This window comes from Paenibacillus cellulosilyticus (assembly GCF_003182255.1).
Taxonomy (GTDB): Bacteria; Bacillota; Bacilli; order Paenibacillales; family Paenibacillaceae; genus Paenibacillus_T; species Paenibacillus_T cellulosilyticus.
In genome coordinates this window covers 20,266-39,010 of sequence record NZ_QGTQ01000029.1, presented here as the reverse complement: position 1 = coordinate 39,010, position 18,745 = coordinate 20,266, and the positions used below count along the sequence as shown (strand labels likewise).

Here is an 18,745-nt window from a genome sequence, read left to right as displayed (position 1 = left end):
GTTAGGCTTCCTCTCCACCTTGTTGTATTAATTCTATAATATCCCGATGAATGCGGAACATCGTATCGTAATCCTCTGCGGGCAGCTTCAGGAGCGGCTTCAACCGATCCAGTCGCAATTCGAGAGCTTTGTTGATCAGTTCTTCTCCTTGCGGAGTCAACGTCAGTGAAATCGCCCGGCGGTCCGTATCAGGCCGCTCCCGCTTGACGAGGTCGGCTTTGACCAGACGATCAATAATGCCACTTGCCGTGCTGTTATTGGAATAAATCTGTTCCGCTAACTCTGACAAACCCATGCACGGCTTCGTGTGCAGTGCCTTAAGTACCATGTATTGTGCGGATGTGATACCTAGCTGCTGTAACGTAACATTCAATACTTGATACAGCTCTTTATTCGTTTCTCGAAACATGAGCAATAGTCGCTGCAGCCGCTCCTGATTCTCCAGTATGTGAACCCCTCCTCCCTTCTAGTTTGATTTAGAAAACAAATCTTTCACATACGAACATTTCGCATACGAAGTATTTTACTCAAACTAGAGTAGGCCGTCAATCCATATTTCGTGCTATAATTTTGTCTTATGAAGAAAGTTAAGTGTTGTCAAGGAGCGAAATTCACTTGAATAATGTCATATACACGGGCTCAAGCTTGCTGCGATGGGCGCTCGTTACAATTGCCATCGGCCTGCTGGGCGGAACTGCTTCCGCTTTGTTTCTTTATGGACTTGAACAATTAACCTCCGTGCGCGAGCACTCAGCTTGGCTTCTGTGGCTGCTGCCGATTGGCGGTGCTGGGATCAGCTGGCTGTATGCCGCCTATGGCCGCTCAGCAGCACAAGGCAACAATTTGCTCATCGAACAAGCATACGGTGATCATGCTCATGTTGCTGTACCGCTGCGCATGGCACCGCTCGTATTAATTGGAACATGGACAACTCACCTTCTCGGTGGATCGGCCGGACGCGAAGGTACTGCCGTTCAACTGGGAGGCAGCTTAGCTGAACAATTAGGCAACAAGCTGAAATTAACCACTCAGCAGCGCAGCATACTGCTCCAATGTGGAATTAGTGCCGGATTCGGCTCCGTATTCGGAACGCCGCTAGCGGGCGCCATATTCGCTGTCGAACTGCTTGCTGCACACCGCAGCTTCAGAAGCCGCTTTATCGCACTTATTCCGTGTTTGATTGCCGGCTGGACAGGCGACTATGTCACAAGAGCTTGGGGAATTCGACATATTCAGTATTCGCTAGGCCAATTGCCTTCATTCTCGCTTCAATTATTGGCACAGATCATTGCGGCTTCCATTCTGTTTGGACTTGCTGCACTGCTGTTCAGTGAGCTGACGCATGGATTGAAGAAACGGTTCGCTGCATGGATTCCTAACGCTCCGCTTCGAGCATTCGCTGGTGGCTTTGCCATTATTGCGCTTGTGTATATCGTTGGAACACGTGACTATCTTGGATTAAGCCTGCCATTATTAAGTCACTCATTCGAAGAATCGGTATCTCCAGCTGCCTTCGCACTCAAGACGCTGTTTACTTCCATTACGCTAGGCTCTGGATTTCAGGGCGGCGAAGTAACACCGTTGTTCGTGATCGGCGGTACGCTTGGCAGTGCGATTGCGGGGTTATTCCATGCATCTGTACCGCTGCTGGCAGGCATTGGATTAGTGAGTGTATTCAGCGGTGCGGCTAACACCCCTTTCGCCTGCTTCGTTATGGGACTAGAACTGTTTGGTACAGATGGTGCATTGTATTTACTTATTGGCTGCTTAGTCAGCTATGCTTGCTCCGGTCATGCGAGAATTTATCGTTCCCAGCGTTATGGCTGGATCAAAGCTTCGCTCCCTTGGGTGAGGAAGAAATCCGAGGCAGAAGTCGTAGTTAAGCATAAGCAAGCCCATTAAACGAAAAAAGAAGAGCAAGCGAGCGGCATTCAACCGCGAGCTTGCTCTTCTTGCATTTTTATAGCGGGATTCGATACTGCGAGTGATTCTCCACAATGTGCTCGCCTTGCTGGTATACCCATTGAAAATGGTACTGCGTCCCTTCATAGCCCGTTCGCTTATGAATGTCAGGTGCAATTACATCATCAATACGATCCAGAATGGTCTGCTGTATCGTACGAAGTCGCTTCTCGTTACTCGCCGCGAGCTGTTCCGCCGCCTCTTCAGAAGGTGCCGTCTGCAGAAAATAAGCGATTGAGACTTCTTCATCCGTCAGATCTTCCGGCAGCGGAGATCCCGAGCCACGAAACACTTCTTGTACCGTATTCAGCCAATCCTGGTACAAATCCATCTTCACATCATACACATGAGGGTATTCGCTCACGTTCCATCTCTCCTTCAAGCCAGCAAATCCAGTCGTCATCAGCATAATACGGCCGCGGGCGTTCGATCAACCCTTGATTTTAGCTGGATGACGTCTGGCTATCGTCGGACGACTCCACATAGCGCTGAAGGGCGAGCATTTTGTTATCCCAGAACCGATCATAATAGGCAAGCCAACGCTTCAACTCCTGAAGGGGTGCAGGCTCCAGTCTATAGCGCGTCTCTCGCCCGACCTTTCGTTCAGTCAATAAGCCTGCGTCTGTCAGGATGCGTAAATGCTTCGAGACAGCCGTCCTTGTCATTGAGAAATGGCTGGAGATTGCCGTGACCGGCATTTCTTCATCGCCCAGCATTTCTAGAAGCTTACGTCTCGAAGGGTCCGCGATCGCTTGAAACACGTCCATTGCAGGCTTGTTATCGGGATTGGGCTTAGCCTGTTCCATAACGAATTAACCTTCGATAACTTGTACAAACTTCTTCATGATGCCATCCCAGCCATGTCCCATATGCTCTCGAACTTGCGTATGCGGCTGATTAAATTCGGTAACGACATCGGCGCCCCAACCGCCATGCGTAAGGGTAAACGCTGTTTTTCCGTCCTGCTCTTCTTTAAGTTCAAAGGACAATGTCCAGTCTTTGCCCCAACGGAAAGCGAGACGGTGCGGCGGTTCAACGACCGTTACTGTGCATGGGGACATGCCAAACTGACCTGCGTTCAATTCGAATTCATACCCAACCGTTGGCTCAAAGCTCGTTGGCGGCATGAACCACGAAGCAATTCCTTCTGCAGTGGAAACAGCCTTCCATACTTTCTCGATTGATGCGTTCAATACAACGTTACGGACAATATCCGGCAGCTGTTGTGCGTTCGTTTCGCTCATTTGTGTAGTCTCCTGTTCAATTAGAGGTAATTACGAATATCGTCTGATTTTAGGAAACCATTTGGTTTCATTTCGAAGTATATGACACCCTAAGGTTTCATGTCAAGCGAAGCGATTTGGTAAAATAAAACCGCCCTTCCGAAGTGGAAGAGCGGCGAACAAATTAACTAAATGATGTTGATGCAATTGCACCGACAATAACCACAATAATGACTACATATAGAACCAGTACGATTAATGCCATCAGAAGTGCTGCTTTAAAGTAATTGGCCTTATTCGGATTCGCATTGCCCCCAAAGGCCCAAACAAACATCATAATAATATTCACGATCGGAATTAGCATGATAAGGCTGGAAACGAGCCATTCCTTAACGGAGACGACCTCCGCTACTTTCGGACCTTGCGGTTGATAATTGTGATTTGGCACAGGTTGGAAATGTGCGCCTTGTTCCGTTTGCATGTGTTAATTATTCCTCCTACAGATATTCATGTAAATAATTACCTTGTCTAGTATAATCAATTTTTCCCACAAGATCCAACATTAAATTCATATAAAATTCACCAAAATCAAACAAACTCGCATTGTTTAACCAACTATATTTATGATATGTTCAATATTTATATCCTATGACGATAAAAAAGCCATCTGAAGCAGGGTTTCCTCTACTTCAGACGGCTTATTCCTATTCACAACTATACCCCGATAATCGTAAGCAGCTTAGGGAACGTCGTCAGTGTCTCCGAACCGCCGCTCGTTAGCAGCACATCATCTTCAATTCGCACCCCGCCTAAGCCAGGGACATAAATTCCGGGCTCCACCGTTACAACCATACCTTCACGAAGGAGCTCCGCGTTCGCACCATGCAGCGAAGGATATTCATGAATGTCCAGCCCAATGCCGTGACCAAGTCGATGTGTGAACCGATCTCCATAGCCGGAAGCTTCAATATGGCGTCTAGCTGCAAGGTCTGCTTCCATCATCGGGACACCAGGCTTCAGCGCTTGGATGCCCAACTCATTGGCCTTCAATACGGATGCATAGATTCGCTTCAGCTCATCAGACACATCACCAACTGCAAAGGTTCGCGTTATGTCTGAAACATAACCATCCGCGTACACGCCCATATCGAACAATAGAAGCTCACCCTCGGCAATCTTGCGATTGCCCGGCGTACCATGGGGCAGCGCGGAGTTAGCGCCAGCCAATACCGTCGTATCAAATGATGGACCTTCAGCACCAACCTTGCGCATCCGGAAATCAATGTCAGCGGCAAGCTCAAGCTCGGTTACACCTGGCTTAACTAGCGGCAGGGTGTCCCGCAGCACCTGTTCAATCAATTGGACAGCCCGCTTGATGCGTGCAACCTCGTCAGCTGTTTTTACAGCTCGCATAGCAAGCAACGCATCGTCAATTCCAAGCAGGGATGACTGCGGCAGCACAGATCTCATCCGTTCGTACTGCGATACAGTCACTCGTTCCTTCTCGATTGCAAGTTGGCCCCCGCTATCCTTGCCCAGCATGCCTGCTAGAATGGCGTAGGCATCGTCTGTGTCTCGATGAGATTCAATAACATCAACCGAGGCGGATGCTTCCGCCCCTGCCCGATCCAGCTGTGGCACTAACAGCTTCGAGCCTCCGTCTGCTGTAACGATAAGCGCAAGCAGCCGCTCATGCGGATCGCTGCGGAAGCCGCTTAAGTAATAGACATGCTTCGGGTTCGTAATGATTGCTGCATGGAGCGATTGATTCGTCAAATGTGTCGTTAACTGGCGCAGCCGTTCATTCATTGCAAGATCACCTAACCTTCTCTTCGTTTATTCCAAAATATAAGCAAGCAGCAGCGCTGCTGTATTCACAATCGCTTCGGCATGTGTTCGTTCCATCCCGTGTGATGCATGTACGCCGGGACCAATGAGCGCTGCCCGAATATTGCTGCCGCCTCGCAGCGCCGCTGAAGCATCCGAGCCATAGAACGGATAAATATCAACAGCGTATGGCATGCCTTCCCGCTTCGCTAATTCAATCAACTTCGACGTCATGCCGTAATCATACGGTCCTGACGAATCTTTGGCACAAATGGATACGTCCCGCTCGGTCGTGCTCAAATCATCGCCGATAGCTCCCATATCAACTGCAATCATCTCGGTGATATCGGGAGACACATAGGCGCTGCCGTGTCCAACCTCTTCATAGGTTGAAATAATGATATGCACCGTACGAGATGGTGTACGACCTTCCCGCTTCAGCCATTCTAGAAGACCAAACAATGCTGCAATACTGGCCTTATCGTCCAAATGACGTGACTTGATCCAACCATTCGGCCGCATCCGCACACGTGGGTCCCAAGAAATGAAATCACCCGGTGCAATTCCTAGACTCTCGGTATCTTCTTTCGAATCAACAAGCTCGTCGATCCGAATCTGCATATTCGCTTCATCGCGTTTCCAGTCACGCGCATCCGAATAAACATGGACAGAAGGCTTCGTTGAGAGAACAGTTCCCTCATATTGCCGTCCATCTCGCGTATGGATCAGACAGTATTCGCCCTCCACCGTTTGCATCGCATAGCCGCCAATTGGCGTGAAGCGCACGGTTCCATCGGATTTGATTGAACGGACCATCGCGCCAAGCGTATCAACATGCGCCGTGAGCGCGATCGCATTCGAGTCGTTTGCGCCTGGAATGACGATAATGCCGTTCCCTTTGGGTGATCGCTGCATCGTATAGCCGAGCTTGGTGACCTCCCTACTAACGAGCTCCATAATCGCCATACAGAATCCACTTGGACTTGGCGTTCGCAGCAGCTGATCCAGCATGTCCAGGATGTAGGCTCTATCTAGTGTAGATGCATACGATTTCATCATTACAGCAACACCTCTTCATTCATCTTGAAAATCTTGGTTCGCTCAGTATCCTATTATACGCAATCTTCCACTGCGCTGCTGGGGAGCAAGAGGGACTCTTATCGCGAGGATGCCGGCGTGCCCAGCACAGTGTCATTCTCGTCTTTCCATCCGAAGAGCGGCCATGATACATTGCGGCGAATATGCAGCGTCATTCCTTCCTCCGCTTCGCGAATCGTCACCGTCCGGCTGAACGGTGTCCACACCTCGTGCTGAACCAGCTTGAGCTCACCCTCCGAGTTCCACAGCGCCCTGCCCGCTGTCGACTTCAACCGTTCCCCTGCGTACACCCACTGATCTACGCCATATGCAAATTGCTTCTCGCCATCTTGACCCGTGACCGTAATTACGATTCGATCGTTCTGCTCCTCTAATTGAATCGACTCCCAGCCTGCGAGATTCGATTCAAGCCGATAGGTCGTACCATAGTTGAAGAAATGCTGTTTCTCTCCCGTTTCTCCCAGACGAACGCTGAGCGTCAGCGCTGCGATTCGATCCAGCAGTTGTTGATGTGCTTCTACATTCGCCGGCAGCGATTGCTCGCTGACCGCCGGCAGCAAATGCTCCCATACCGCATTCAGCGCCTTCGGCTCGTCCCAATCCGCCGAGTTCAACACAACGAGCATGTTGTGCGACGGGATGATGATGCATTTTTGACAAAAGAGTCCCGCGAATCGATACGCATCAAACCGGCACCGCCACAGCTGATACCCATAACCTGCAGCCCAATCGTTATCCGGCTCCGTGCCATTACTTACCTGTAGTGCCGATGAAGCATCGATCCAGCTTTCGTCCAGCAGTCGCTGACCGTTCCATACGCCGCGCTGCAGATACAACAGACCCAGCTTCGCCACATCCTCCAGTGTGATGCACAAACCGAATCCGCCTGCCGGGTGACCGCCAGGAAGCTTCTGCCACTCCGCCACTTCGATGCCGAGCGGTTCCAGCAGACGCGGTGCAAGGAACGCTTGCAGCGACTGTCCGCTCACACGCTCAACGATGACGCCGAGAATATGAGAAGCCCCGCTGTTATAGGCAAAATGAGTACCAGGCGCATATGGAATCGGCGCTTCGAAGAACGTCCGAACCCAATCCCCACCTTGCGAGATCGACTCTTCTGTCGGATCGCCTGTCTGTCCAGTCGCCATCGCTAGCAGATCGTGAATCGTCATTGCCAGCAAGTGGTCGGATGGTTGTGCCGGCAGCTCGTCCGGGAAATAGGATACGACTTTATCATGAACGTTCAGCAATCCCTCTTGAACGGCAAATCCAACTGCTGTCGCGGTAAAGCTCTTCGTAATGGAGAAAATGAGATGAGGAAGCTCTGCCGAATACGGCTCCCACCAGCCCTCGGCTGCCACGCTTCCGTTGCGGATGACCATAAAGCCGTGAATCTCCAGCGCATCGCGCTTCAATTGATCGAGAAAGGCAGATATGGCTTGGCTCGGAATTCCTGTCTGCTCTGGCGTTGCACGGGGCAAACGAATTACTGCTGTCATCGTTGAGGAGACCTCCTAGGGATTGAATAATGGATAAAGTGCTAGGTATCTTCATATCTTCATTACTAACCTTATCATATTTCAAGACGAATCGAGGAGCTAGGCACTAACGATGATCAAACAAAAACGACCATTTATTGTATGTTGACAAATATTTATTTTTGTGATATAATAATATATTTATCTATTTACATAATCCTTCTTCCCCGATAAGATAGGTACACGCCTGATGAGCGTAAGCTTCTCTTGCGATGGCTCGATATAGGAGGATTCAGTAGATGCGCGTAACGAATGGTGTTCATTTGGTGGCTGTCACGAACTCGGCGATGGGGAAACCGGACACGGTATATCCTGTACTCCTTACGGATGGAACAGAAGCGGTATTAATTGATACGGGATATCCGGGGAGATTGGTTGATCTACAGCAAGGAATCGCGGATGCAGGTGTGGATCGTGCACAGATCGCACAAGTCATCATAACTCATCAAGATATCGATCATATTGGAGGACTTCCAGCGCTGCTGGATCATGTGAAGGCCGATCGGCCTGTTGAGGTGCTGGCCCATCCCTTCGAGGTGCCCTATATTCAGGGCGAGAAGCGGCTTATTAAAGTGACGGATGAGGCGCTTGCGAAGATGGATGCGGTATTGCCGCCAGGTACACCTGAGGCGTTTAAGAATAGATTCAAAGCACTGCTGCTATCGCCGCCGAGCGCACCAGTCGATCGGACGATTACAGACGGGCAGCGGCTGCCAATCTGCGGCGGTATTATCGTCATCGAAACACCCGGCCATACGCCCGGTCATATTAGCTTATACCATGAACCAACTCGGACGCTTATTGCAGCCGATGCGTTAATGATTGTGGATGGCGAGCTTCGACCTTCTCTCCCTCAGACATGCGTCGATTATGGGCAAGCTGTTCGCTCGCTGGAGCGATTCGCAGACTATGCGATCGACCAAGTGATTTGCTACCATGGTGGCGTTTATTCAACAGATGTCAACCGCCGTATTGCCGAACTTGCCGCAGAGACTCCATCCATCGGATAAGGATGGAGTTACTTTACAACTCGTGCATCGTCACTTCACAGCATACGAGAAATCTTGCATTCGGGGATGTCTGCCCCATTCCTCTAGATATGTAGAACGGACGGCCTTTGAATCGATGCAGTCCTTTGTATATGCCTATCGCTGCCAACGGACCTTTGTTAATAAAACGGAACAGCGGCGGGACATGGAACTGCATTCCGTGAAAATGCCCCGACATCAGGTAGCGGTACTCTTGCTGAACATACAGCACAATATTAGGATCGTGCGTGATGACGAGCGCGGGCTTATCAGGATCTACCTGGGCGAACGCCAGCGCAGGATCACTTTTCCTAGATCCAAAATCATCGATGCCAACGATTTGGAACTTGCCGTCCACGAACACCGATTCATTAAGCAGAACAGTAAATCCCGCCTTTTGCAAAATAGAAATGAGCGTCATTCGATCCGAATCCGCTAACCGATAGTCATGGTTGCCGAGCACTGCAAAGACTGGAATGCCGAACGCTCCAATCGCTTCTGCATATCGCTTAACCTTCGGCAGATGCTTCGCCTTCTGTGTGAAATCACCGGTTACACAAATATAATCCGGTTGCTGCTGCGCGATAACCCGGCTTAGCCTGCGGGGTGAAATTCGCGTAAATTCCACATGCACATCACTAATCTGGAGCACCCTGATTCCTAGCCCTGCAGAACGAACTTGAACATGCTCCAGCTTGAGCCACTGCGTAGGTACGATTAAAAAACCGTATGCGCACAACGCCGCTCCTGCTGCAATGAGCACGATGATGAGCCAGATACTTTCCATGGGTGTCTCCTCCTTCCTTCTTCTTCTTCATTAACACACCGGAAGGTGGCTTAAGCAGCAACTAGAGCAAATTACTTGCTTCTCACATCGATTAGATTGCTGAGCGGTTCGCTATCATCAATGAAGCGCTGTCGACCAGCTGTTGACGGCAGCATACAAATGTCAGCATGACCAAACATTCGATAGCGGATTCGCGCGATCCACGTGTACCCGTAGTCACGAATAGGTCCGGGCAGCACAATTGTCGCATATAGCAGCGGCCACATTCCGCCAAGTCGGCGAAATACGCGCAATGCTGCGCTTGATTTGACGTATGCTCGTCCTCGTTCAAGCACGACGAGCGAATCCAGCTTGTGAGGCTCCAGTCCCGCCTGCATCAACAGCTTGCTGCCGATCTCTGATTGCAGGGCTGCAATTCGGAATCGCTGATGCTTATCTCGGCTAACCGCGAACTTGGTCATCCCATGACATAAGGCACAGTCGCCATCCACGAGCATAATAATCGGCATTTGTTCTTTATCTGCATGTGCTGCCATTCGTCCTCGCCCCTTGCTTGATCTGCACGATTTCTTCTCATCCTAGCATATTCAGGTGGATTTGTAAGCTGTGAGTTCGATAGCTGGATCTGGAGCAAGATTCGAAGCCGAGCATGCTTCAAGAACTGCTTCGAGATCATTGGTCATCTGAAGGCTGCTGTGCTATAATGACAGGCAAATTATACTACCCGAATGCCGGAGGAACCCCATGCTTACTTTTGAACAAAAGCTGTCGATCATTGAATCGTTCTCACAGCTGCAGCGCAAGGATGTATCGCTAGGCCGCATTAATTTTCAATTCGAAGATAGCGTCTATGAGCGCAAAAATCTTGTGTACCACCTTCATCCGAACGGCAATGGTTACGTCTACGCCGGACTGTTGAATGATCCACGCAAAGATGCCAAAGGTCTCGTGAATATTCGCGACCTCGACGCAGAAGAGCTCCACACGCTGCTCTCGCAGTCGATTGCATCGCTGAGCGAACTGACGGACTCGCCAGAAGCACTTGCGATCACGCCGAAGCCGCCTAAGAAGCCGCAGGAAACGGAGGTTCCAGCTGAACTGGATGCGCCGGATTCCTTGCAGCAGCTATGGCAGGATAAGAAAGGCAACACGCTCGTTCTTCGTTACGAAGACGACGCAGAGCTATGGTACATCTGGGCATTAGATGCGTTAGACTGTGCGTTCGAGACGGAAGCAGAATCGATCGAGTATTTGGCCGAGGAAGGTTTCCGCCGCGTCAAATAGTCGGTAACAAAAAGGGGCTGTCCCTTGCGGTTGAAGTAACCGCAGGAGACAACCCCTCTTGTTTTGTGGACGAGCTTCGCCCGCTTCAAATTTTAATAATAAGTTGGAAGGACACACACGGGCTGCGATACCGTCAAGCTGTTGCCCGTAAACGTCAGCTCACCGCTGTCACGGTTCACGCGGAATACCGCGATGTTGTTCGTATCACGGTTGGCAGCAAGCAGATGGTTGCCGCTTGGCGTCAATGCGAAGTGGCGCGGATGTCCGCCTTCAACCGAAATAAATTGAATCGTCGTCAGCTTGCCCGTTGCTTGATCGATCGCATAGACAACAAGGCTATCGTGACCGCGGTTCGAACCGTAGACGAAACGTCCGTCTTTGGACACGGTAATCTCTGCGCACGTATTCTCGCCTTCGAACCCTTCTGGCGGCAGTGTCGACAGCGTCTGAATTTCAGTCAGAGCACCATTGTCCGAGTTATAATCGAATGCCGTAACCGTCGAATCCACCTCGTTAATGACGTATGCATATGGAGCCGTTGGATGGAACGCGATATGACGAGGACCACCGCCTGGGTGAATAACCGTCTCGCCTTGCGGCACGAGCTTCTTCGCGTCGCGATCAATCGCGTAAATACGAATACGGTCAAGTCCCAGGTCCTGTACATACAAAAACTTGCCGTCTGGACTAAACATCGATGAGTGCGGATGAGGACGATCCTGACGCTCAGGGTGAACGCTGCTTCCTTCGTGCTGCTGCACGTCGAGAGGCTCTCCGATTCGGCCGTCTTCTGTCAGCGCGCTGAGACCAACCATACCGCCGTGGTAGCTTGCTACTACTATGTATTCACTGTTGGCATCACGTTGAATATGGCAAGTTGGCGCACTTACCGTAAATGCACGATTCAGCTGCGTCAGCGAGCCGTCAGCAGGTGCGATTGCGTAAGCTGCAGCTTCAGCATTTTTGCTGCCGTCTGCATTCTTGCCTTCCGTGATTGCATACAGGCGGTTGTTAGCTGCATCGACGTTCAAGAACGTCGGATTTTTCAAGCCGTTGTATCCGTGCAGCAGCGTCAGCTGCTCGGAGCTTTCATCGAATTGAAGCACGTATACACCGTTCGAATCCGCTTCAGCATACGAGCCAGCGAAGACGAGCAGTCTGGATTGTTCATTCGTCATTATGTATTCTCCTCCTAATCCCTTTAACACCAGTTAAACCTTATCCTCCTGATTATATAAGGAGTCCCCGCAAGAAACAAATGAAAGCATGCGAAAGCTTCAATGTTTATCGCGACCATGTTATGATAGGTCGCGTATTCAGAAACCAACTATTTACATACGCTAGGAGAATCCAACAATGATGTTCAATGATGATCATAAAGGAGCATCGAAGCTCCCGGTAAAAGTGCAGCTTGTGCTGGATGTCGGCGGCGTGCTGCTATCCAATCTCACCCCTACCTTCTGGACCCAGCTCGCGGATCGCACTGGCGTCGATTATGCCGATATTCGCTCGCGGTATAAGCGCGAAATTCGCGATGATCTGTGGTCCGGCGCGGCTGAAGAGCCGCAGTTCTGGCAGTGGATGAACCAATACTGCATTACGCTCACCGAAGAAGAAGGGCGCGCAATGATTATGGACAACCTCGTGCCGCTGCCATCGCTGGAACGATTAGATCGATGGAAGCAGCTCGCAGATTTACATATTCTAAGCAATCATCGTACAGAATGGCTCTCGCCGAAGCTTGCTGATCATGCGCACCACTTTACGAGTATGACCGTATCGAGCAGTGCCGGATGCTTCAAACCCGATCTTCGCATCTATCAGCATGCGGTAGACGCGATTGGCACCGCAAATGGCCCTGTTCTATTCATTGATGATTCGGCGGCCAATCTAGAGAAAGCACAATCACTGGGCTGGTCGGTGCTAATCGCAGACCCGGCTGGCGAATGGATGAATAAGGTCGAACCAATCATGCAGCAGTTACTCGAAAGTTATAGAGAAGAGTGACTTTGAACTCCGTTCAAAGATCCTGATGTAAGGAGCAGCAAATGAACCTATATCGAAACCCAAGCAAATATACGATGACATGGTTGATGACCGGCGTCGTATCGATCTCGTTGTTGTCGGGCTGCGGAAGCAGCGCAAGCAAAGATGCCGCCGGAGCTAGCATCGCGACGCCAGAAGTCAGCCAAGCCTCGGATGCACATGCTAACCACGTTCATACCGAGACGACACAGCTGGCTAATGGCGATATTCAAGAAACTACAGCATCGCTGGACGTACTCCCTTCTTTCTTAGACGGCTTGCCTGAGAAAATCGTTCTTGCCTATCAGGCTGCTGCCATTACTCGCGACACGCTCGCATGGATTCCTTGCTACTGCGGCTGCGGCGGCAGCGCAGGACATGAGAGCAACCTGAACTGCTTCATCGCCGAGGTCCATGAAGACGGCTCAGTCGTATGGGACAGCCACGGCACGGGCTGTGATGTATGCGTCGATACGGTGCTGCAGACTGTGCAGATGAAGCAGGAAGGCAAGACCGTGAAGGAGATTCGCGCTGCGATAGACGATGCGTACCGAGTTGGATATGCGAAGCCGACGGCTACGCCGATGCCGACTTAATAGCAGATAGTACCACTTTCGGACATAGCGGGAATCGATAAGAGAAGCACGACTGCAAGCCGTCAAAGATCGCTGATCTCTGCTACGCTAGCTATCGCGCTTTTGCTGGATCGATTCCCCTTTATATTGAATTGGTAATTTAGATTCAAATTGCTAATTTTTGATACATTTTTCCTTAACCAAGTGCTATAGTATATTTTGACTACGAAAAAGAGCAGTAACATGTCGACGGGGGGGATTCCGATTTATGGCAGCATGAGTCTACTTCTTCTGCCTTATATCATTTGAGGAGGGTATTCATAGATGAATGAATGCAAATTGCCTATTTTTAAGCCTTTTATTTTTGGGTATGTGCATCATGCCGATTGCTTTTCAATGCTGGACCTTGATCATGAAATATTGTATAAGAAATGGTTCATGAATCATTTTATCCAATTGGTGTGTCCAAGAGATTTTGTTGAACAAAGGCTTTTGCTGCTTGATTTTTGCCATGAGGATTTTTACAGTGCCTATGCTGAAATTATGGACATACAAATCGTTCATCAGAAAATCATCACGAAATATGGCAGTGGCATCTTGGAATTTATATTCGACTGTATTGACGACGAGCAATACATTCAACTCAATGTAAACGAATTTTACATCCCGGGTACGATCGCGTATCAGAGTTTTGATAATGACCACGGCGTTTTTATCTATGGTTATAATAAGTCAGAACAAATCGTCTATGCGCGTTATTTTAAAAATGAGTTATACAAGGATGGAACGTTAACGTTTGACGAAGTTGAAAACGCTTTCGGAAATGCGGTTTTGAAATATCCTTGGACTGTTCATAGCAAGTTATTTAAAAAGAAGGATACTCAAATAGCTGTCGACCATACACGCATCATGAATAGCATTGAAGACTTGATGAAATCGAGGATTCGTTATCGTGGTAATGAATCAAAGGTTTACGGGTTGCAGGTTTATCAATGCATTAGGGATTATGCACGATTGTTGGACAAAGACCAGGCGTTCGACATTCGATCGATTCATCTCATCTATGAACATAAAAAAGCGATGGTGAAAAGATTTGAATTCGCTCATCAATTCGGGATGGACACAAGCCGTATATTGCCTGCATTAATCGATTTGGCTAATAAATTTAAATTTCTTCGCATTAAAATTCTCAAAAGCAATTTTTTAGACGATAGTCGATTAGTAGTCGAGCTTGTGAACCAATTGAATCAGCTAGAGGAAGAGGAATACAAGTTTTATGAGTTTATTCTCAATACCCTTGACGAAGCCTTGCATAGCCATTTATCTACTAGTCTCAGATGAAATCTCCGTTGAAACTCCCCTCTCCATCAAGAACGATTTCTGTCGATTCCATCCGCGTATCTATGCAGTCGATCACAATGGTTCATTAACAAAACCCGTCACAAATAGATACAGAGCATGACATAGTTGATTATGTCATGCTCTGTAAATGCTAACTTTCATTTTTGAACCATTAGTCAGCCTCAGCAGCCGTTGCCTCTGCTTGACCACGAACGGATGCGCTGCTCATCATCCGATAGTACGCACCCTGCTGCTCCAGCAGCTCTTCGTGACTGCCGTGTTCGACGATTTGGCCTTTGTCGATGACCATGATCGTGTCCGCGTCTCGAATGGTGTTGAGTCGATGCGCGATAATGAAGCTCGTACGGCCTTCCATCAGCTTGGCCATTGCCTCTTGAATGTGCAATTCGGTACGCGTATCGATGCTGCTCGTTGCTTCGTCTAGGATGAGCATGGAAGGCTTCGCCAGCATAACACGCGCGATAGCAAGCAGTTGTCTTTGGCCTTGGCTAAGGTTGCCGCCATTCTCGCTTAGCATCGTATCGTATTTGTTAGGCAGACGCTGAATGAATGGATCGGCGTTTGTTAGCTTCGCTGCCTCCCTCATCTCTTCATCCGTTGCGTCAGGGTTGCCGTACTTCAGGTTGTCACGTATGGTACCCGTGAACAAATACGTATCCTGCAGCACGACGCCGAAGCTGCGGCGAAGGCTGTCGCGCGTATATTGATCGATCTCGATCCCATCGATCATGACCTTGCCTCCCGATGGATCATAGAAGCGCGTCAGCAGCTGAATAATGGTCGTTTTGCCGGCACCGGTAGGTCCTATAATAGCTGTTGAGCTCCCCGCTGGCGCCACGAAGTTGATGTCCTTAATGATTGGCTCGCCTGGCTTGTAGCCAAACTTCACATTCTCGAACTCCACTCGTCCAGCTGGCGCATTCATCTCAACGGCATGCGGTGCATCAGCCGGTTCTTCCTTCTCATCCAGCGCCTCAAACACACGTTCAGCTCCGGCTAAACCAGATTGCAGAACGTTGTACGTTGCAGCCAAATCATTGAGCGGCCGAACGAATTGACGCGAATACGTAATGAAGCTGGCAATAACACCGACGGATAGATAACCTTTAACACCAAGAATACCCCCAACGATGGCAACAGATGCGAATCCGATATTGCTGATGACGCTTAGCAGCGGCATGAGCAGACCGGACCATACTTGCGCTTTGTAGCTTGTTTCCCTCAGCTTATCGTTAATTTCATTGAACTCGTCGATCGCGCGCTGTTCCTGATTGAACGCCTGTACGATTTGAACGCCTGAGATCGTCTCTTCAATATGACCATTCAATGCACCAAGCTGTGTTTGCTGCGCTTTGAACAGCTCTTTCGTCCTGCGCGTAATGATACGAGTCAGCGCATAAACGAGCGGTACCGTGATAAGACTTGCGAGCGTCAACGTCGGACTGAGTACGAGCATCATAACGAGCGAACCGCCAATACCGAGAATACCAGACATAAGCTGGGTCGTGGATTGCGATATTGTATTACTGACGTTGTCAATGTCGTTCGACAGACGGCTCATCACATCCCCATGACGGCGGCTGTCAAAATACGATAGCGGCAGCTGCTGCAGCTTCTCATATAACGTTCGTCTGAGCCGAACGACAATGCGCTGCGCAACGCCCGCCATCCAGCGGCCTTGCACGAACCCTAGGCACGCATCTGTCACATAGGCGACTGCCATTGCAATTAAGAAATAGCGAAGCAGATCGAAGTCGACGCTGCCGCTCTTCATCGTATCCACGGCCCTGCCAATCCAATATGGCGTTAGAAGTCCGATAGCCGCAGAGATGATGACGAAAAAGAAAATGAACGATAATCGCATTCGTTCAGGACCAACGAAGCTCCACAACCGGCGAAGCACGCCGAAGGTGTTTTTCGGCTTGCTGCCTGGACCTCGTGCCCTGCCGGCGAAGGCTCCACCTGGAGGGCGATGGCCGCCCATCGGCATGACAACAGGTTCCGGCTTATTGGATTCAGATCGATTGGGCTGCTGCGGCATGCTGATCGGCCTCCTTCCCGTACTGCGAACGATAGATTTCCCGATAAACCTCGCACTCCCGCATCAACTGACCATGGTCGCCTACTGCAACCAATTGGCCATTGTCCATCACGAGAATACGATCTGCGTCCATAACCGAAGTGATACGCTGAGCTATCAGCAGCGTCGTTATTTGACCGCCAAGCGCTTTAAGCGCGCCTTTGATTCGTGCTTCCGTGAGCACGTCCAACGCACTCGTAGAGTCATCGAGGATAAGAATTTCCGGCTTGCGAACGAGCGCACGTGCAATGGAGAGCCGCTGTTTCTGCCCTCCAGAGAAGTTGACGCCACCCTGTCCGACAAGTGAATCATACCCATTGGGCAGAGCCCGGATGAAATCATCGGCTGAAGCGATTCGAGCAGCCTCGATAATCTGCTCTTCCGTCGCTTCTTCATTGCCCCAGCGAATATTGTCTTTCACCGAACCGGTGAATAGTACCGCTTGCTGCGGGACAATGGCGATTCGGCTGCGAAGCGATGTTGGATCGAGCAAGGCAACATTATGCCCCAGAACAGACACCGTACCGCCAGTTGCATCATAGAAGCGTGGAATGAGGCTGACGAGCGTGCTTTTACCCGAACCCGTAGAGCCAATAATGCCGATCGTCTCCCCTTGCTTACAATGGAAGGACAGATGATGAAGCACCTTCTCTCCAGCTACGCCGTCATACGAGAAGGAGACATTATCGAATTGAATACAGTAACCGTCGCGAGCCGCGCCTGCTGCCTTATCGTTAGACATAGCCGAGCCGCTTGGGCGCTCATCCTGTTGGAAAACGCTTACGATTCGTGTGGTAGACGACTTCGCTCGGACAAACATATTGAATACCATCGTGATCGTCATAAGCGAGAACAAGATTTGCAGCATGTAGTTAATGAAGGCAACAACGTGGCCCGCTTGCATATGTCCACCGTCAATGCGAACGCCGCCAATCCATAGAATGACGATAATCCCGATGTTCACCGTCAGTGCGATAAGCGGATTAAAAATCGCCATCGCCTTCATCGCGCCTTCATTGGCCGAACGATAAGCTTCATTGGCGACCTCGAACTTCTTCGCTTCATCCTCGTAACGATTAAACGCCTTCACGACACGGATACCAGACAAGAAATCCCTCGTGTAGCCATTCAGACGATCGAGCGACTGCTGAACGCGCGCGAAGCGCGGAAATCCGATGCGGAGGTTCATCACAATGAGAAACGCTACAATGGGTACGACCGCGAGCAGGATGACAGACAGCGGCGGGTTGAGCCTCACTGCCATAATGACAGCACCAATGCCTAGCAGCGGCGCCTTCACGAAAATACGCATTAAACCGTTCACGAAGTTCTGGATTTGCGTAACGTCGTTGGTCAAACGAGTAATGAGTGATGCCCGATCGAGCTTGTCGATAGCGGAGAAAGAGAGCGATTGAATTTTTCGATACAGATCGCCTCTAAGCTGCGCGCCGAACTGCTGGGAGACACGGCTAGAGATGAGGTTGCGTGTTGCGGCTGCTCCAGCGCCAATCGCTGTAATGAGGAGCATAATCGCACCGATGCGATAGACGACATTCAGATCGCCGGACACGACGCCTTGGTCGATAATCTTCGCAAGCATGGCCGGCTGCAGCAAATCGCACAACGCCTCAAGCATCAGAAACATAATCGAAACAATGAAGCCTTTCCCATAGCGCGCCCGATATTTGCGTAATAAATACATCCGATTCCTCCGTTCTGAGCATGCAATCGAGCCTCATTCTACATTCAAAATATCGCGATGATTATAATGCAATATTATTGCCGTCTCAACCTACGAATGGACAAGAAAACAGCAGGAAAATGGTGTAAAACAAGGTGAAACAGCTGTAACTGAGCTTAAAGCGGCACAGAAGCCTTCATTCCGGCAATCTCATGCTCAATTGTATATCGAATACCTCTCTCGACTTACAATTAGCACAAAAACGGCCGGAAATC

Annotated in this window: 19 protein-coding genes; 6 read left to right on the top strand and 13 right to left on the bottom strand. The window is 49.9% G+C overall.

The genetic code is table 11. The features are described from left to right. Position 1 precedes the first annotated feature (1 nt). Positions 2-409: a MarR family winged helix-turn-helix transcriptional regulator gene (locus DFQ01_RS24720; RefSeq protein ID WP_245946875.1), complete on the bottom strand. Its 408-nt coding sequence runs from the start codon at positions 407-409 to the stop codon at positions 2-4. Positions 410-615: 206 nt separating this feature from the next. Here DFQ01_RS24720 and DFQ01_RS24715 point away from each other — a divergent pair, with 206 nt between their 5' ends. Beyond that, entirely contained in the window at positions 616-1,902 is a 1,287-nt protein-coding gene (locus DFQ01_RS24715; protein ID WP_110046624.1) for a chloride channel protein, read from the top strand. A 58-nt stretch (positions 1,903-1,960) separates the two neighbouring features. Here the strand turns inward: DFQ01_RS24715 and DFQ01_RS24710 are convergent, their stop codons facing one another. The 7 genes from DFQ01_RS24710 to DFQ01_RS24680 all read right to left on the bottom strand — a co-directional run bounded on the left by DFQ01_RS24710 (position 1,961) and on the right by DFQ01_RS24680 (position 7,609). Beyond that, positions 1,961-2,326 (bottom strand): hypothetical protein, encoded by a 366-nt coding sequence (locus DFQ01_RS24710; RefSeq protein WP_245946871.1) that lies wholly within the window; start codon positions 2,324-2,326, stop codon positions 1,961-1,963. Between the two features lie 79 nt (positions 2,327-2,405). Next, on the bottom strand, positions 2,406-2,768 hold the full coding sequence (locus DFQ01_RS24705; RefSeq protein WP_245946870.1) for an ArsR/SmtB family transcription factor: 363 nt from the start codon (positions 2,766-2,768) through the stop codon (positions 2,406-2,408). Positions 2,769-2,774: 6 nt separating this feature from the next. Then, positions 2,775-3,206, bottom strand: coding sequence for an SRPBCC family protein (locus tag DFQ01_RS24700; RefSeq protein ID WP_110046623.1), 432 nt, complete (start codon positions 3,204-3,206; stop codon positions 2,775-2,777). Between the two features lie 163 nt (positions 3,207-3,369). Continuing rightward, a complete protein-coding gene (locus DFQ01_RS24695) occupies positions 3,370-3,666 on the bottom strand; it encodes a hypothetical protein (RefSeq protein ID WP_245946869.1) in 297 nt (98 codons plus the stop codon). 233 nt (positions 3,667-3,899) lie between these two features. Continuing rightward, the gene (locus DFQ01_RS24690; RefSeq protein ID WP_110046622.1) at positions 3,900-4,994 is read right to left on the bottom strand and encodes a M24 family metallopeptidase; all 1,095 of its coding nucleotides are present in this window, start codon (positions 4,992-4,994) and stop codon (positions 3,900-3,902) included. Between the two features lie 27 nt (positions 4,995-5,021). Next, the gene (locus tag DFQ01_RS24685; RefSeq protein WP_245946868.1) at positions 5,022-6,071 is read right to left on the bottom strand and encodes a M42 family metallopeptidase; all 1,050 of its coding nucleotides are present in this window, start codon (positions 6,069-6,071) and stop codon (positions 5,022-5,024) included. Positions 6,072-6,169: 98 nt separating this feature from the next. Further along, positions 6,170-7,609, bottom strand: coding sequence for a serine hydrolase domain-containing protein (locus DFQ01_RS24680; RefSeq protein ID WP_110046621.1), 1,440 nt, complete (start codon positions 7,607-7,609; stop codon positions 6,170-6,172). A gap of 278 nt (positions 7,610-7,887) precedes the next feature. Between DFQ01_RS24680 and DFQ01_RS24675 the strand changes: the two genes are divergently transcribed. Continuing rightward, a complete protein-coding gene (locus tag DFQ01_RS24675; RefSeq protein ID WP_110046620.1) occupies positions 7,888-8,658 on the top strand; it encodes an MBL fold metallo-hydrolase in 771 nt (256 codons plus the stop codon). Positions 8,659-8,671: 13 nt separating this feature from the next. On the opposite strand, the gene DFQ01_RS24670 is transcribed toward DFQ01_RS24675, so the two are convergent. After that, complete coding sequence (locus tag DFQ01_RS24670; RefSeq protein ID WP_110046619.1) at positions 8,672-9,463, bottom strand: metallophosphoesterase; 792 nt, start codon at positions 9,461-9,463, stop codon at positions 8,672-8,674. Positions 9,464-9,534: 71 nt separating this feature from the next. Further along, a complete protein-coding gene (locus tag DFQ01_RS24665; protein ID WP_110046618.1) occupies positions 9,535-9,999 on the bottom strand; it encodes a thiol-disulfide oxidoreductase DCC family protein in 465 nt (154 codons plus the stop codon). Positions 10,000-10,207: 208 nt separating this feature from the next. Here DFQ01_RS24665 and DFQ01_RS24660 point away from each other — a divergent pair, with 208 nt between their 5' ends. Next, positions 10,208-10,747, top strand: a complete 540-nt coding sequence (locus DFQ01_RS24660) for a hypothetical protein (RefSeq protein WP_110046617.1) — start codon at positions 10,208-10,210, stop codon at positions 10,745-10,747. A gap of 92 nt (positions 10,748-10,839) precedes the next feature. Here the strand turns inward: DFQ01_RS24660 and DFQ01_RS24655 are convergent, their stop codons facing one another. Then, the gene (locus DFQ01_RS24655) at positions 10,840-11,925 is read right to left on the bottom strand and encodes a lactonase family protein (RefSeq protein ID WP_110046616.1); all 1,086 of its coding nucleotides are present in this window, start codon (positions 11,923-11,925) and stop codon (positions 10,840-10,842) included. A gap of 178 nt (positions 11,926-12,103) precedes the next feature. On the opposite strand from DFQ01_RS24655, the gene DFQ01_RS24650 reads away from it, so the two are divergent. The 3 genes from DFQ01_RS24650 (at position 12,104) to DFQ01_RS24640 (ending at position 14,688) form a co-directional block, all read left to right on the top strand. Continuing rightward, positions 12,104-12,754, top strand: a complete 651-nt coding sequence (locus tag DFQ01_RS24650; protein ID WP_110046615.1) for an HAD-IA family hydrolase — start codon at positions 12,104-12,106, stop codon at positions 12,752-12,754. Between the two features lie 41 nt (positions 12,755-12,795). Further along, complete coding sequence (locus tag DFQ01_RS24645) at positions 12,796-13,368, top strand: PCYCGC motif-containing (lipo)protein (RefSeq protein ID WP_110046614.1); 573 nt, start codon at positions 12,796-12,798, stop codon at positions 13,366-13,368. Between the two features lie 303 nt (positions 13,369-13,671). After that, positions 13,672-14,688, top strand: coding sequence for a hypothetical protein (locus DFQ01_RS24640; protein WP_110046613.1), 1,017 nt, complete (start codon positions 13,672-13,674; stop codon positions 14,686-14,688). A gap of 172 nt (positions 14,689-14,860) precedes the next feature. Here the strand turns inward: DFQ01_RS24640 and DFQ01_RS24635 are convergent, their stop codons facing one another. Next, positions 14,861-16,750: an ABC transporter ATP-binding protein gene (locus tag DFQ01_RS24635; protein WP_110046612.1), complete on the bottom strand. Its 1,890-nt coding sequence runs from the start codon at positions 16,748-16,750 to the stop codon at positions 14,861-14,863. Then, positions 16,725-18,491, bottom strand: a complete 1,767-nt coding sequence (locus tag DFQ01_RS24630; protein ID WP_110046611.1) for an ABC transporter ATP-binding protein — start codon at positions 18,489-18,491, stop codon at positions 16,725-16,727. The genes DFQ01_RS24635 and DFQ01_RS24630 overlap by 26 nt, the downstream gene beginning before the upstream one ends. Between the last annotated feature and the right edge of the window lie 254 nt (positions 18,492-18,745).